This is a genomic window from Saccharothrix coeruleofusca (assembly GCF_014648515.1).
In the GTDB taxonomy this organism is placed as follows: Bacteria; Actinomycetota; Actinomycetes; order Mycobacteriales; family Pseudonocardiaceae; genus Actinosynnema; species Actinosynnema coeruleofuscum.
On the sequence record NZ_BMRG01000007.1, the window covers coordinates 255,103 to 268,987 of the forward strand.

Consider the following 13,885-nt stretch of genomic DNA (forward strand, 5'->3'; position numbering starts at 1 on the left):
GCGGCGTGCGCGAGCGCCACCCACCCCGAGTACCGGGGGGACGAGGCGAGGGCGGCGTCGGCGGCGACGAGTCCGAGCAGGACCAGCACCTCCAGCGCGCCCAGCGCCTGCGGGCCCCTGGTCGCGAAGCTCACCGCGTCGGTGGCCAGGCACACGACCGCGACCAGGACCGACTGGCGCGCCAAGCACCGCGCCACCCCGCCCTCGCGGTCGGGCGCCCGGCAGAGGACCGGTTCGCCGAACCCCGTTGCGCTGCTGGTCATGGAGGCATTGTGCGGATCATCGGGCGCCGGGGCGTCCCTCCGCAGGGGGACCCGCGCTCCCCGCGCGGTGTGACGATCGGTGCGCGGCGCGCTCCTACCGTTCCGCTCACACACGCCCGAATTGTCGATCGAGAGAAGAAGAACACCGATGGAAAAGGGATTTCCGGGCAGGCGCGTCGCGCTCGTCTGCGCCTTGGCGGGGGTGCTCGTCTCCGCTTGCGGCGGCACCGAGCCGGAGCCCGCGGGCACCGGCGGCGGCGTCGTGCAGCCGGAGCTGGACAAGCTCACCACGACGGGCGGCATACCGGGGGTGGAGGCGCTGCTGCGGGACGGCGACCAGGTGCGCGCCTCGACCAGCGGGGTGGGCGCGCTGGCGGACAAGTCCCCGATGCCCGGCAACGGCCGGATTCGCGCGGGCAGCATCACGAAGTCGTTCGTGGCGACCGTGGTGCTGCAACTGGTGGCGGAGGGCGAGGTCGAGCTCGACGTGCCCGTCGACCGCTACCTGCCGGGGGTGATCAGCGGCAACGGCAACGACGGCGCGAAGATCACCACCCGGCAGCTGCTCCAGCACACCAGCGGCCTGCCCAACTACTTCGCCAAGCTGGCGAGCGTGGACCCGGAAACCGTGCGCAACCAGGGGGCCGAGCCCATCGACCTGGTGCGGATGGCCGTGCAGCAGCCCCCGCTGTTCGCACCGGGCACCGGGTGGACCTACTCCAACACCAACTACATCGTGCTCGGGATGCTCGTGGAGAAGGTGAGCGGCAACAGCCTGTCCAAGGAGCTGTCCTTCCGCGTCGCCCGCCCGCTGAAGTTGGACGACACCTACCTGCCCGAGCGCGGCGACACCCGCCTGCCCGATCCGCACCCGGTCGGCCACGTGCCGGGCAAGAGCGGCACGATCGACTTCAGCGACTTCGACTCGACGATGGCCTGGGCGGCGGGCGGTCTGGTCTCCACCACGCGCGACGTCTCCGCGTTCTACGACGCGCTGCTGGGCGGTCGCATCCTGCCGCCCGCCCAGCTGGCGCAGATGAAGACCGCGGTGCCCGCGCCCAGCCTGGGCGTCGACCAGGCAGGCTACGGCCTCGGCCTGTTCACCGCGCCACTGCCCTGCGGCGGGCAGTACTGGGGCCACGAGGGCTCCATCTTCGGCTTCATGACCATGGCGGGCGTCGGGCCAGACGGCCGCCAAGCGGTGGTGTCGGCCAACATGTACCCGGTGCCGCGCGCCGCGGCGGCCGAGATCATGGCGACCTTCTCCGCCGCGCTGTGCAGCCGGTGACGCGGCCGGTGACGCGGCCGGTGACGCGGGCGGGTGGCGCTCGGCGCGCCGGTCAGGCCGTGCCGTAGATGGCCCGCATCCAGATCACGGTCAGCGTGTCCACCAGCTCCCGGTCCCGCGCGGCCGAGCGGCGGGCGCGCGACCGGTTCTGGAACGCCTGCTCGTTCATCGACACCAGGGCGGTGGCCATCGCGCGGGCGGGCGGACCCGGTGGCGCGACGCCCGCCTCGCGCTCGATGGTGATCTGCTCCGCGGTGGCGTCGATGAACCGCCGGGCCACCCCGGCCCAGAAGTCGCGCATCAGCGGGTCGCGGTCGCGCGCCCGGACCGCCGCCCGCAGCACCGGGCCGTGGCTGCGCCACAGCGACATGCTCGCGCCCAGCGCCCGGCGGATCGACGCCTCGGGCGGCTCGCTGCCGCGGCGCAGCCACAGCGTCGCCGACTCGTAGAGCGCGTCGAGCACCCGTGAGGCCAGCGCGTGCAGCACGGCCTCGCGCGAGGAGAAGTGGAAGTAGAACGCCGAGCGCGAGATGCCCGCGCCGGAGGCCAGCTCGTCGACCGCGATGTCGTCGAGGGGGCGCGTGTGCAGCAGCCGCTCGGCGGTGTCCAGGATGGCCTGCGAGGTCCGATCGCCCTTGCTGGGCCCGCGTCGCGAGCCGACCGGAGCGTGAGGGGGCATGGCGGCCATCCTGGGTGCGCGCCGGGGCGTCCGCAAGGTCCTTATGGCCCAGGTGCGGTAGACATGGGGGGTGGACCCGGTCCGGGCACTGCGACAGGTCGCGTTCCAGCTGGAGCGCGCGGGTGAGCCCACCTACCGCGTGCGCGCCTTCCGCCGCGCCGCGGATGTCGTGGCGCGGCTGCCGCCGGGTGAGCTGGAGTTCCGCGCGGACACCGGCACGCTGACCGAGCTGCCCGGCATCGGCAAGTCGACCGCCGGGGTCGTCGTGGACGCGCTGGAGGGTCGGGAACCCTCCTATCTGAACAAGTTTCGTGATCCGGTGCGCGGCGGGCAGGCCCTGCGCGCCGCGCTCAAGGGCGACTGCCACGCGCACTCGGACTGGTCCGACGGCGGCAGCCCGATCCGCGAGATGGCGGAGACCGCGCGCGACCTCGGCCACGAGTGGATCGCGCTCACCGACCACTCCCCCCGACTCACCATCGCGCGCGGGCTGTCCCCCGCCAGGCTGCGCGAGCAGTTGGAGGTGGTCGCCGAGCTGAACACCGAACTCGCGCCGTTCACCGTCCTCACCGGCATCGAGGTCGACATCCTCGACGACGGCTCGCTCGACCAGGAGGAGGAACTGCTGGCCCGGCTGGACGTCGTGGTCGCCAGCGCGCACTCGAAGCTGCGGATGCCCGCACCGGAGATGACCGAGCGGCTGCTGACCGCGGTGGCCAACCCGCACGTGGACGTGCTGGGCCACTGCACCGGGCGGCTGGTGCTGGGCAGGGGGCGGCCCGAGTCGGTGTTCGACGCCGAAGCGGTGTTCACCGCCTGCCGCGACAACGGCACCGCCGTGGAGATCAACTCCCGCCCGGAGCGCCGCGACCCGCCGACCCGGCTGCTGCGGCTGGCGCTGGAGATCGGCTGCGAGTTCGCCATCGACAGCGACGCCCACGCGCCGGGGCAGCTGGACTGGCTGTCCTACGGCTGCGAGCGCGCCGAGGAGTGCGGCGTGCCCGCCGACCGGGTGATCAACACGTTGAGCGCCGCCGACCTGCTGGCCCGCTGAGAGCGGCAGCGGCCCCGGCCGGTTCCGGCGGTTTCAGCGGCCCGCGGTGGCCGACCTGTTCACCCGCGAGGCCCGCACGAGGTGGCCGTACCACGGGATCAGCGGCCCGGTCCGACCCTCCACCAGCTTGCGCCAGGTCGCCCGGCACAGCGCCAGGAACGGCTCGGCGTCCCACCGCCTGGCCAGTTCGGCCAGCGGGCGCTCCAGCACGCTGCCCAGCCCGTAGCGGCGGTCGAAGCCGTAGGCCACCGGCACCGCCGCGCCGTTGGCCTCCACCACCAGCGGCGTCAGCCAGCGGCCCAGCGGGTGGCGCTCGGGCACCGGCGCGGCCATGAACGCCTCCGGCTTGCGGGTGAGCATGGTGCGCGGCACCGCGTCCAGCTGCACCGCCATGCCGTGCTCCTCGGCGATGCGGCCCAGCTCGACCGCTGCGTAGGCCAGCTCGACCGCGTCCGGCCGTTCCCCCGGCATCAGCCTGCCCGCCGCGCCCTCCGGCTCCAGCGGGTGCACCTGGAGCAGCAGCGCGCCCGACCCCGCTGCCGCCACCGCCACTTCACCCAACTGGGTGGCGTTGCCCTGGGTGAGCGTGGTGACCACGCCGACCGGGATGCGCGCCTCGGTGAGCCTGCGCATCCCCATCAGCGCCCGGTCGAACGCGCCCTGCCTGCCCCGGATGCGGTCGTGGGTCGCGCGCTCGCCGTCCAGCGACACCGCGGCCAGGTCCACCAGGCCGCGCACCAGCCCGATGCGGCGCTGGGTGAGCGCGACCGCGTTGGTGGTCACCGTGGTGCGCATCCCCGCGCCGCGCGCCGCGCGCAGCAGGGCGGGCAGCTCCGGGTACAGGAAGGGCTCGCCACCGGAGACGTTGAGCACGTCGTACCCCACCTCGGCGGCGTCCCGCACCACGGTCTCCAGCACGCCGATCGGGATCGACTCGGCCACGTCCGGCCCCGAGCTGGAGTAGCAGTGCAGGCACCGCAGGTTGCACAGCCTGGTGGGGTGCACCTGGAGCACCGCCCGACCGCCCGCACGCCTCATCGCCCAGCCCTCCCGTACCGCTTGGTTATCCGTATGGAGCAGGCTCGGGCCCGTTTGATACGTCCTGGGTGACGAAAGATCCAAGAGCGTCCCTCCAACGTAGGAACTCGGCGCGGGCCGCGAAACGGCCCCGGAGGGGCAGGCGACTTCCCCTACTGACGGACTGCGCTTCCCGCGCCGCCCGTAGGAGGGAACGCGTCGCCGAGTGGGGAGCGGTAATGGGCTCAGGGCAGTTGTCGGTGGTGCTGCACGCGGCGGACTCGATCACCAGGGCGGGCGTCACCGCGGCCCTGCGGTCCCGGCCGGAGATCCGGCTGGTGGAACCGGAACGCGCGGAGACGGCGGTGCCGCACCCGGTGGCGCTGGTGGTGCTGGAGCGGCTGGACGCCGAGGCGCAGCAGCTCATCCGCAGGCTCCAGGCGCGCAACTGCCCCGGCATCGTGCTGGTGACCGGGGACGTGGCCGAGGCCGACCTGCTCAACGTGGTCAGCAGCGGGGTCTCCGCCGTGGTGCGCCGCGCCGAGGCCACCCCGGAGGTGCTGGTGCGCCTGGTGAAGGCGACCGCGGCGGGCGAGGGGGCGCTGCCGCCGGACCTGCTGGGCAAGCTGCTCAGCCGGGTCTCCCGGCTGCAGCGCAACGTCCTCGGCCCGCACGGCTGGACCACCGCCGGGATGTCCGACCGGGAGACCGAGGTGCTGCGGCTGATCGCCGACGGCTTCGAGACCAGGGAGATCGCCGAGAAGCTGTGCTACTCCCAGCGCACGGTCAAGAGCATCCTGCACGACGTCACCAACCGCTTCGGGCTGCGCAACCGCGCCCACGCCGTCGCCTTCGCCCTCCGCGAGGGCCTCATCTGACCGCGCCTGCAAGTACTACCCGTGCCCTCCTGAGGAGCGTATGACTACTACCCGTCTCGGGGTCGGGTAGTAGTCAGCGGCCCGATTCGACGGGTCGGGTAGTACTTGCAGGCGCGGTGGTTCTACTGCTGCGACATCCAGGTGGCGGCGTCGTCCAGCCTGCGGCCGACCAGTTCGGCCTGGCCGGGGGTGATGACGATGAACCGGCCCTGCGAATCGGTGACGCGGACCTCGGGCATGGCCAGTTCGACGGTCACCGGGCCGTGGTCCAGGTGCGCCGGGACGACCCATTTCCGCGTGGTCGCGAGCTTCTCCATTTCCTCGACGTGCCGCTGTTCGTCCACGGTTCTCCTCGGTTGGTGTTCGATCGGATTCCGGACGACAGTGGCACGTTGCGACGGGTGCAATACATAGCTCGATCGTGTTATTGCCCGCCTCTTTCCACCGGCCGATCATGACGCCATGCCAGGCAACGGGTACACGTCGGTCAAGTCCCGCACGGTCGCCAACGCGCTGCGCGCCTACCGCGAGCAGCACCGGCTGAGCTGCGAGGACGTCGGCGAGGTGCTGGGGGTGTCGTCGAGCAAGATCTCCCGGATGGAGACCGGGAGGAGCGGCCTGCAACTGGACGACGTCTCCGCGCTGCTCGGGTTCTACAAGGTGCCGGGGGCGCGCCGGAAGGAACTGCTGGACCTGATGCGGCGCGGTGAGGAACTGGGCTGGTGGGAACGTCAGGCAGGGTTGCCCAAGCTCTGGCGCGCGCTGATCGACTTCGAGAACAAGGCCAGTCGCATCCAGAACTATGAGCCGCTGATGGTGCCGGGCCTGTTGCAGACAGCCGAGTACGCGCGGTCGCTCATCACCTCGCTCGACCCCACCGTGTCCGAGCACGAACTGGACACACTGGTGTCCAGCCGGATGGCGAGGCAGGTGCTCCTGGCCAAGAGCAATGCCCCTCAGTTCCTGGCCGTGATCCACGAAACCGCGCTGCGCATCCAGGTGGGGAGCAGGGACACCATGCGCAGGCAGCTCCGCCACTTGATCGACATGGCGGAACGCGACCACATCACCGTGCTCGTGGTGCCGATGAGCGCAGGTGGCAACGCGGGCCAAAGCGGCCCCTTCGTCCTGCTGGAGTTCGAGCACGAACCCGCGATCGTGCACGTCGAGAACCACATCACCGGACTCTTCCTGGAGGAACCCGCCGATCTGGAGGGCTACCGCCTTGCCCTGCGCAATATTCTCGGAGTAGCCCTTGCACCGGGTGCAACGGCTGAGCTGATCTCCGAGATCATCAGGGAGTGACCGTGGAGCTGAGCACCCTCCGGTGGCGCAAGAGCGCCCGCAGCGGCACCGCCTCGAACTGCGTCGAACTGGCTCGTGTGGGTGCGGCGGTGGCGGTTCGCGACTCCAAGAACCCGGCGGGTCCCGTCCTGGTGTTCCCCTCGGCCCGGCTCGCGGCCTTCCTGACCGGCGTCAGGTGATCCCTGCCGCCGAGGCGTGGCTGGCGGGTGAGGTGGAGCAGCGCCTGGAGGCGTACGGGTCGATCGGGCTGCACGAGCTGCCGTGGCTGCTGAACGGCGCGCCGTTCGACCTGCCCGCCGAGGCGCTGGCGGAGCTGCCCCGCCGGGTGGTCGGGGCCGCCGTGGCGCGCGGGCGTGCCGCCCTGCGCACCGCCCGGTGGCCTGACGGCCAGCTGCTGGCCGGGCCGCTCTCCCTCGCCGTGCTCTCCGACGACGATTCCTGGCGCATTCGAGACGACGGCACCTACACCACGCTCGTCGATTTCGACTAAACGTCCGCTAAATCTTCGGAATCGCCCACACCTCCCCCTGCACCACCCGATCGGACCAGTCACACCACTGTTGAGTGAAACGACTTCAGTGGTGCGGAACTCATCCGCGCAACCGGGGAGGTAATAACGCACATGTCGCGTACGAGAAGAATTCTGCTGTTACCACTGGTCGCCGCGCTGACCGCGGGACTGGGCGGTATCGCTCAAGCGAACCCGTTCCCGAACAACTACGACAGCGCGGTGGCCGACGGCGCGTTGCACGACTTCTGCACCACGACCGGTTTCACCACCGACCGCAGCGTCGCCACTTATGCGATGGCGACGCTGGACGACACCACCGACATGACCGACTCCGACCTCGGCGGCTGCACCAGCCTCGCCACCGACGTGTGGTGGTGGCAGCAGGACCTGCCCGCCGGTCTGCGCGGCGAGCGCTCCTGCGCCTCCCACAGCAGCCCCGGCGTGTGCGACTCGTCGGACGTCAAGCTGGACTACGCGGAACTCGACATCGGTGACAACGACTGGTACGACCGCCGCAAGACCTCGGTGCACGAGCTGGGGCACAGCGTGGGCCTTGGCCACGACACCATCAGCGCCATGATCTCCGGCGAGGTGCCCAGCACCGACCTGGTGTGGCGCCGCTACAGCCCGCACGACATCGGCCACATCAACGCCCAGTACTGAGAGGAGTCCGACGTGCGATACAAGATCACCACAAGCGTGCTCGTCGCGGCGGGCACAGTGCTCGCGGCGTGCGGCACCACGGCCCAGCAGTCCGCCCCCGAGGGCACCGCGACGGTCGAGGAGTTCGCCGCCCAGCTGGGCCGCGACTACCACGCCGACTACACCCCGCTGGCCTCGCCCCGACAGGCCGTCGAGAAGAGCGACCTGATCGTGCGCGGCACCGTGGAGGAGGTGTTCGACGGCATCTCCACCAGCTACCCCGACAAGCAGCGCAGCGCCCGCTCGGCGGGCTCCTACGTGACCTTCCGGGTCTCCGTCGACCAGGTCCTCTCCGGTCCCGACGCGCAGATCCAGGGCGGGGCGGTCTACGTCCAAGTGGCCAAGGCGCAGTCCACGCCGACCGAGGCGGTGGCCAAGGCCAACCCGAAGCCGTCGGCGGTGCTGGTGCTCGACGACATCACCGACTGGAAGCCCGCGCCGGACGCCACCGTGCACCGGCCCGCGCGGCTGCCGGACGGGGCCCGGCTGTACTTCGCCTTCACCGACGGCCTGTGGCTGCAGGGCGCGGGCGACCGGGCGATGGTCGGCACCGCCGCCCACCGGGAGGACCTCGCGCCGGACTGGGGTTCGCCCACCGGCCTGGACGACCTCGCGCGGGCCATCGAGAACGCGCGCTGACCACTGCGCCATCGGCCCTCCCCGGCTTCGGTCGGGGAGGGCCGCCGCGTGTTCCGACGCCAATACCGAATTGTGCGGAAATCACAGGGAAGACCTTTCCGGCACCGCGAACGGACCACTTCCCCCACCCGAGTGACACGAGAGTGATTACGTAACGTGAACACCGGTCCCGGCGACATGCAGCAGCAAAACCGGAAATTCTCCCCCGCCGAGGACCGCAGTGTTAACCAAGAACCTGAAGTTCCTCTCCGGCGTCGTCATCATGACGCTGATCGTCCTCAACGCGCTCACCGCCACCTCCGTGGTCCGACACCGGGGCAGCGGCTGGCAGGTCCTGGCGCTGCTGCTGGTGCTGCTGGCCGCCGCGGTCGTGCTGCACACGCGGCACTTCCACCGGAGGCCGTTCCTGGCGAAGCCGAAGAACCCCTTCAAGTTCCACCAGGTGCCCGTGGACCGCGCCGCCTCCCTGCAGCGGGAGGCGAAGAAGAACTCGGGCGAGCTGCAACTGCACGAGGCCAGGGTCTTCGCGGGGGCGGTGGTCAAGCCCGAGCAGTTCCGCCGCCGGGTCGTCGAGGAGTACACGCCGAGCCGCAGGACCCTGCAGAAGTTGGCCACGGTCGACCTGGACATCCCCAAGCGCCTGCTGGAGGCCGCCACTCCCCAGCACGTCTACCTGCCGGTGGTCATCAACCAGAAGGGCGACCTGCTGGACGACTTCCACATCTACGAGGCCAACAGCGACGAGACCCAGTGGCTGTCCTACCGGCAGTACCTCGGCCTGGCCGCCGAGGTGCTGCACATCCTGCTGCTCACGGCGTACCGGCTCCCCCTGGGCAGCGACCTGCCCCCGGAGGCGGAGCAGGCCGAACTCCTCGCCCTGCAGGGCATCGTGCAGCGCCGGGACACCAGGGCCCACTCCGTCGTCGACTTCAGCGGCGCCGAAGCGGTCGAGCAGCTCCAGGTCGCCAGCACCTCGGCCCGCAAGCTGGCGGGCCTGTTCGTGCGGCAGTTGACCGAGAACTACCCGATCGTGGCCTCCGTGCACGGACCGGTCGGTCGGCGACACCGCTTCAAGTACCAGCTCACCCTGATGCCCGAGGTCAAGTTCGGCCGATCCGCCGCGAGGAGGTGGGCCGGGTTCTTCCGGCTCGTCTTCGGCACCCGCCCCGTCGACCTGAACCTCGACATCTCCAACGCCCCCACCTGCGAGAGCTTCCACCTCCACGTGCACGCCCCGGACGACCTGTTCCTGACCCGCCAGGAGGCCACCGGCTTCGACGAAGCGCTGAAACGCCGGGCCGAGGGCGCGCCCACCCTGCCGCACTGCCGTTTCCGGCGGCGCTTGGGACAACCCCACGCGCACTTCTACTGCCGGTACATGCCCGCTTTCACGGAAAGCGAACGGCCCGCTATTCGTCTGAGCTTTTCCGAGGTCCCGCCCGGATCGGTGCTCCGAGCCGCGATCACCGCCGCGGCCGCGTTGGCGATCCTGTGGTTGATCGGTTTCGTGAACTCGAGGTTCCCCGACCCCGGAACGGACGCGCCCGCTTTCCTGCTGGCCTTTCCCGCGGTGGCCGCGGCCTGGCTGGGGTTCGACGCCCCGTCCCGGAAGCTGCTCGAGGGCACCCTCTCCGCCCGGTTGTGCCTGGTCGTCACCGCGATGCTGTCACTGACCGGCTGCGGCCTGTTCATGCTGCACAAGAGCTTCGGCCAGGGCCGCTCGTGGCCGCAGGTCCCGGACGGCAACTCGCTGCTGGGCATCACCGACCTCGGCTGGGCGATCACCGTGGCGCTCGCCCTGCTCAACGCCGCCCGGATCGGCTACCAGTGCCTCGTGCGCACCTGGCAGTATTCGCACCTTCTAGCTAAAGAAGTTCACTAACGCGTGTATCCCGGCTTTTCTCGTGCTACCCTCCTTCGACCGCAAATCACGTTGGTTGCCCCGGACGGGAAGAGCTATGAGCGACAACGCACCGGAACCGACAAATCCGACTCAACAGGATCGGGTATCCAGAACCGGAGGATGGACCATGGCGAACTTAATCGGACCCCGGCAGCACAGACCGGGGCGCACCGAGCCCCTCGGCTACTACGTGGCCAACCACACCTGGACCTCGACCCCCGGCGCCCCGCAGCTGTCCGTGGACGAGCTGTACCACGCTCTCGAAGAGATGGACCAGGTGTACCCCCAGCCCTCCGAGCGCCGCGACCACTAGCGTGCGACGTCGGCTGGACCGCATCAGACCAGTGCCCCTTGGACTTCCCCCTCGCGGGAGCGGCACCGCGACCGGGGCTCGTGACGCCGTGCGCTGAAGCGGCGGGTTCGCGGTGACGAGACCGCGGACCCGCCGTGGTCATGGGTGCACCACCGCCACATCGGCTTCCACCGCGCTCGCGGAAGACCAGCACCCGCGTCCGGGGTGAAACGCGGGACAGCGAAACCGCCGATCGGCCATGCTGCTCTTCTGTGACGGGCTCGGGGGGAGTCGACGGTGGTCAGGTTCGTCGTCAGATGGGTGCCGGTGGGTGTGCTGCTGGTCGTCGCGCTGGTGCTGCTGGCGCTGAGCACCAGGTGGGCGGCCTTCGACGAGCTGCGCTACGGCAAGGGCGTGATGGGCCGCACCGTGCCGGACGACAGCGTGGTGGTGACCGCGCCGCTCGACCGGGACCAGCCCCGGCACGGCGACGTCGTGCTGTTCCGGACCGAACCCTGGGACGGGAAGCGGAACGGCGTGTTCGTCATGCGCGTGATCGGTCTGGGCGGGGACGAGGTGGGGTGCTGCGCGAAGGACGGCAGCATCTACGTCAACGGCCACCCGATCGCCGAGGACTACCTCCGGTCCGACGGCCCCGGCGGGGTGCACACGCCGTTCGCCGCACAGGTCCCCGACGACCACGTGTACCTGGCGGGCGACTGGCGCAACCACTCGCGGGACTCGCGGTCGGGCGACCTCGGTCCCGTGCCGCGGTCGGCCGTGGTCGCCAGGGTCGTCGGGGTCCGCACCGAGGACGGCGTCGTCCCGGTCCCGACGACGTCGGCGTTCGCCGACGCGGGCTTCCCGGCGAGTCCGCCGGTCGACCTCGACAGCGGCGCCCCGCTGCGGTGGACCTCCCTGTCGCTGGCCGGTGCCGCGGTCCTGTGGTTCGCGGCGGGCTTCGCGCTGGCACGCCGCCGCGACCGGAGCGGGGAGCCGGCGGGCGAACGCTCCACGCGCGACTCCTGACCGCCATCAGCGCTGCCGGATCGGGCCGCTTTCACGATTCCGACGCTTGTCCTCTGTGGACCCGATCGGCTTACCACCCTTGGTGTAGAGCTGCTCCCCGGTGGGTATGCATCGGGCTATCGGCACCGAGGCTGAGGAGCACCGGCAGGGATGGACAGCTCGGAGGTGGAGCTCACGGTGGCGGCACGGCCCGCCAGCCTGTCGACGGTCCGCGCCGTGGCCACTCAGGTCGCCCGGCTCGGCCGCTGGACCCCGGAGCTGGCCGCCGACCTGGTGATCGCGGTCGACGAGGCGTGTTCGGCGCTGATCGCCAAGGCCCGCGACCACTCCCTGCTGCAGTGCCGCTTCGACGTGGAGCCGGATTCGGTCCGCTTCCGCGCGGAGGTCGGCTCATCGGCCGTCACCGTTCCCGCGCACGACTCGTTGTACTGGCGAGTGGTCAGCTCGGTGACGGACGCGGTGGCCAGCTGGGTCGACGGGAACGGCCTGCTGCACGTCGAGCTGAGGTGTCGGGCATGAGCGCGGTCGACCACCCGCCCCCTGTCGCGCCGCGCGTCGAGTCGGGGTGTCGAGGATGAGCGTGGTCGATTACCAGCCGTTGTTCCACGAGTTGGCCGAAACCGAGCGCAGCGGGGACCGCTACCAGCAGTTGCGGGACCGGCTGGTGACCGAGCACCTGCCGGTGGCCAGGCACATCGCCGACCGGTTCGCCGAGCGCGGCGAGTCCGTGGAGGACCTGCGCCAGGTGGCCGCGCTCGGGCTGATCCACGCGGTGGACCGGTTCGACGTGCGCCGCGGCATCGACTTCCTCGCCTTCGCGGTGCCCACGATCACCGGCGAGGTCCGCCGCTACCTGCGCGACCAGGGCTGGGCCGTGCGGGTGCCGCGCAGGCTCAAGGAGCTGTGCACCGCCATCGACACCGCGCGGGTGGAACTGGTCCGGCTCAACGGCCGCACCCCCACGCCCAGCGAGGTCGCCAAGCACCTGGGCATCGGCCTCGACGAGGTCTACGAGGGCCTGCACGCCGCCTCCGCGCACCACCTGCTCTCGCTGGACGAGGGCGACTTCACCGACCGGCTCACCGCCGAGGACCCCGCCCTGGAGGTCGTCGAACTCCACCACGCCCTCGACCCGATGTTACGGGGGCTGCCGAAACGGGAACGTCGAATAGTGGTGCTCCGCTTCTTCCGCAACATGACGCAGAGCCAGATCGCGGATTCGGTGGGCGTGTCGCAGATGCACGTGTCACGCTTGTTGAGCCGCTCGCTGGCTCGGTTGCGGGATCTGCTCGACGACGGCTGAACAGCGAGACGGGAAAGGGGTGGTCGCGATGACGGGGCTTTCGTGGCCGCAGCGCGCCGCGCTTTGCCTGGGTGTGCTGCTCACGGCGTGGGGCCTGGCTGACACCGTCTGGTTGGGCGGCACCGCGCTGGGGGTGTTCCACCTGGTCACGGGCGTGCTGGTGGGGTTGTCCGCGGTGCGCACCAAGATCGCTCGCGGCATGGGCGTGCTGATGGGCGTGGTGTTCCTGTCCACCTTCGCGCTCGGGGCGAGCGAGTCCGGCAGCGTGCTGGACGCGGGAGTGCTGGGCAACGTGCTGCACCTGCTCGCGGGTTTCGCGTTCGTCGCCGTCGCGGAGAGCTGCGCGTGGTGCGCGCTGCGCGATCGCCCGACCGGCAACCGGACGCACCACCGCCTTTCCTGATCCACTTTCCGCCCCGCATCGGGCGGGTGGGATTTTCGCGCTCGGACACGGCCGAAAATAGTGTGATCGACACCTCTGGTGAGAGATTGTCAGCACTCCGCGACGGGTACTTCCCCGGTGAGGACGACTGGGAGGAGTGCCTGCGATGCACACCGCTTCCCTGCGCAGCGTCGTCCGCGCCGGTGGGCCGTTCATCTCGGTGTACTTCGACGCGGCCCAGCACGTGGACCTGCGCTGGCAGACGATTCGCGACAGGCTGGAGGCGCAAGAGGCCGACGCCGACTCGCTGAGCGCGCTCGACGAGGCCGTGGCCAGGAGGTCGCGGCAGCACGGGATGACCGGGCGGGCGCTCATCGCCGCCGACGGGCACGTGGTGCTGGACCGGCACCTGCCGGTGCCGCCCAGGGGCAGCGCCGAGCGGGTCGGGCCGCTGCCCTACCTGCTGCCGCTGGTGGACCTGTCCGAACCGCTGATCCCGCACGTGGTCGTGCAGGTCGACGAGCGCAGCGCGGACCTGCGCGGGGTGGACTCCTCGGGCAGGCCGGTCGCGGTGGCCACGGTGGGCGCGCGGCAGAGCGGGCCACTGCCGCCGGGGCTCGACGACGTGGAGCTGCGGGAC

17 protein-coding genes and 2 pseudogenes are annotated in these 13,885 nt (G+C 70.9%); 15 read left to right on the forward strand and 4 right to left on the reverse strand.

The genetic code is table 11. The features are described from left to right. Positions 1-263 (reverse strand): annotated as a pseudogene (locus IEZ00_RS36855) (hypothetical protein); the annotation flags it as partial. Positions 264-411: 148 nt separating this feature from the next. Here IEZ00_RS36855 and IEZ00_RS20140 point away from each other — a divergent pair. Further along, positions 412-1,551 carry a serine hydrolase domain-containing protein gene (locus IEZ00_RS20140; protein ID WP_189224820.1) on the forward strand — a complete coding sequence of 380 codons (1,140 nt, stop codon included), beginning with the start codon at positions 412-414 and terminating at the stop codon, positions 1,549-1,551. 52 nt (positions 1,552-1,603) lie between these two features. Here the strand turns inward: IEZ00_RS20140 and IEZ00_RS20145 are convergent, their stop codons facing one another. Beyond that, entirely contained in the window at positions 1,604-2,230 is a 627-nt protein-coding gene (locus IEZ00_RS20145) for a TetR/AcrR family transcriptional regulator (RefSeq protein ID WP_189224821.1), read from the reverse strand. Between the two features lie 70 nt (positions 2,231-2,300). Here IEZ00_RS20145 and IEZ00_RS20150 point away from each other — a divergent pair, with 70 nt between their 5' ends. Further along, positions 2,301-3,284 carry a PHP domain-containing protein gene (locus tag IEZ00_RS20150; RefSeq protein WP_189224822.1) on the forward strand — a complete coding sequence of 328 codons (984 nt, stop codon included), beginning with the start codon at positions 2,301-2,303 and terminating at the stop codon, positions 3,282-3,284. Between the two features lie 33 nt (positions 3,285-3,317). Here the strand turns inward: IEZ00_RS20150 and IEZ00_RS20155 are convergent, their stop codons facing one another. Continuing rightward, positions 3,318-4,322 (reverse strand): radical SAM protein, encoded by a 1,005-nt coding sequence (locus tag IEZ00_RS20155; RefSeq protein ID WP_189224823.1) that lies wholly within the window; start codon positions 4,320-4,322, stop codon positions 3,318-3,320. 218 nt (positions 4,323-4,540) lie between these two features. Between IEZ00_RS20155 and IEZ00_RS20160 the strand changes: the two genes are divergently transcribed. Next, positions 4,541-5,179, forward strand: coding sequence for a helix-turn-helix transcriptional regulator (locus IEZ00_RS20160; RefSeq protein ID WP_189224824.1), 639 nt, complete (start codon positions 4,541-4,543; stop codon positions 5,177-5,179). A 122-nt stretch (positions 5,180-5,301) separates the two neighbouring features. Here IEZ00_RS20160 and IEZ00_RS20165 read toward each other — a convergent pair whose 3' ends face one another. Next, entirely contained in the window at positions 5,302-5,523 is a 222-nt protein-coding gene (locus tag IEZ00_RS20165) for a hypothetical protein (RefSeq protein ID WP_229795923.1), read from the reverse strand. A gap of 118 nt (positions 5,524-5,641) precedes the next feature. Here IEZ00_RS20165 and IEZ00_RS20170 point away from each other — a divergent pair, with 118 nt between their 5' ends. The 12 genes and pseudogenes from IEZ00_RS20170 to IEZ00_RS36860 form a co-directional block, all read left to right on the forward strand. Then, positions 5,642-6,484, forward strand: a complete 843-nt coding sequence (locus IEZ00_RS20170; protein ID WP_189224825.1) for a helix-turn-helix domain-containing protein — start codon at positions 5,642-5,644, stop codon at positions 6,482-6,484. Beyond that, positions 6,481-6,663 (forward strand): DUF397 domain-containing protein, encoded by a 183-nt coding sequence (locus IEZ00_RS20175; protein ID WP_229795924.1) that lies wholly within the window; start codon positions 6,481-6,483, stop codon positions 6,661-6,663. The genes IEZ00_RS20170 and IEZ00_RS20175 overlap by 4 nt, the downstream gene beginning before the upstream one ends. Continuing rightward, a complete protein-coding gene (locus IEZ00_RS20180; protein ID WP_189224826.1) occupies positions 6,660-6,974 on the forward strand; it encodes a hypothetical protein in 315 nt (104 codons plus the stop codon). Before IEZ00_RS20175 ends, IEZ00_RS20180 begins: the two co-directional genes overlap by 4 nt. Before the next feature lie 132 nt (positions 6,975-7,106). Next, entirely contained in the window at positions 7,107-7,658 is a 552-nt protein-coding gene (locus tag IEZ00_RS20185; RefSeq protein WP_189224827.1) for a hypothetical protein, read from the forward strand. Positions 7,659-7,670: 12 nt separating this feature from the next. Next, the gene (locus IEZ00_RS20190; protein WP_189224828.1) at positions 7,671-8,336 is read left to right on the forward strand and encodes a hypothetical protein; all 666 of its coding nucleotides are present in this window, start codon (positions 7,671-7,673) and stop codon (positions 8,334-8,336) included. 220 nt (positions 8,337-8,556) lie between these two features. Next, positions 8,557-10,218: a hypothetical protein gene (locus IEZ00_RS20195; protein WP_189224829.1), complete on the forward strand. Its 1,662-nt coding sequence runs from the start codon at positions 8,557-8,559 to the stop codon at positions 10,216-10,218. A gap of 148 nt (positions 10,219-10,366) precedes the next feature. Further along, on the forward strand, positions 10,367-10,552 hold the full coding sequence (locus tag IEZ00_RS20200) for a hypothetical protein (protein WP_189224830.1): 186 nt from the start codon (positions 10,367-10,369) through the stop codon (positions 10,550-10,552). Positions 10,553-10,828: 276 nt separating this feature from the next. Next, positions 10,829-11,560, forward strand: a complete 732-nt coding sequence (gene lepB / locus IEZ00_RS20205; RefSeq protein WP_189224831.1) for a signal peptidase I — start codon at positions 10,829-10,831, stop codon at positions 11,558-11,560. A 150-nt stretch (positions 11,561-11,710) separates the two neighbouring features. After that, positions 11,711-12,079, forward strand: coding sequence for an ATP-binding protein (locus tag IEZ00_RS20210; protein ID WP_189224832.1), 369 nt, complete (start codon positions 11,711-11,713; stop codon positions 12,077-12,079). Positions 12,080-12,134: 55 nt separating this feature from the next. After that, on the forward strand, positions 12,135-12,863 hold the full coding sequence (locus tag IEZ00_RS20215) for a SigB/SigF/SigG family RNA polymerase sigma factor (protein ID WP_189224833.1): 729 nt from the start codon (positions 12,135-12,137) through the stop codon (positions 12,861-12,863). A gap of 28 nt (positions 12,864-12,891) precedes the next feature. After that, on the forward strand, positions 12,892-13,266 hold the full coding sequence (locus IEZ00_RS20220; RefSeq protein ID WP_189224834.1) for a hypothetical protein: 375 nt from the start codon (positions 12,892-12,894) through the stop codon (positions 13,264-13,266). Between the two features lie 145 nt (positions 13,267-13,411). Next, a pseudogene (locus tag IEZ00_RS36860) lies at positions 13,412-13,885 on the forward strand (hypothetical protein); the annotation flags it as partial.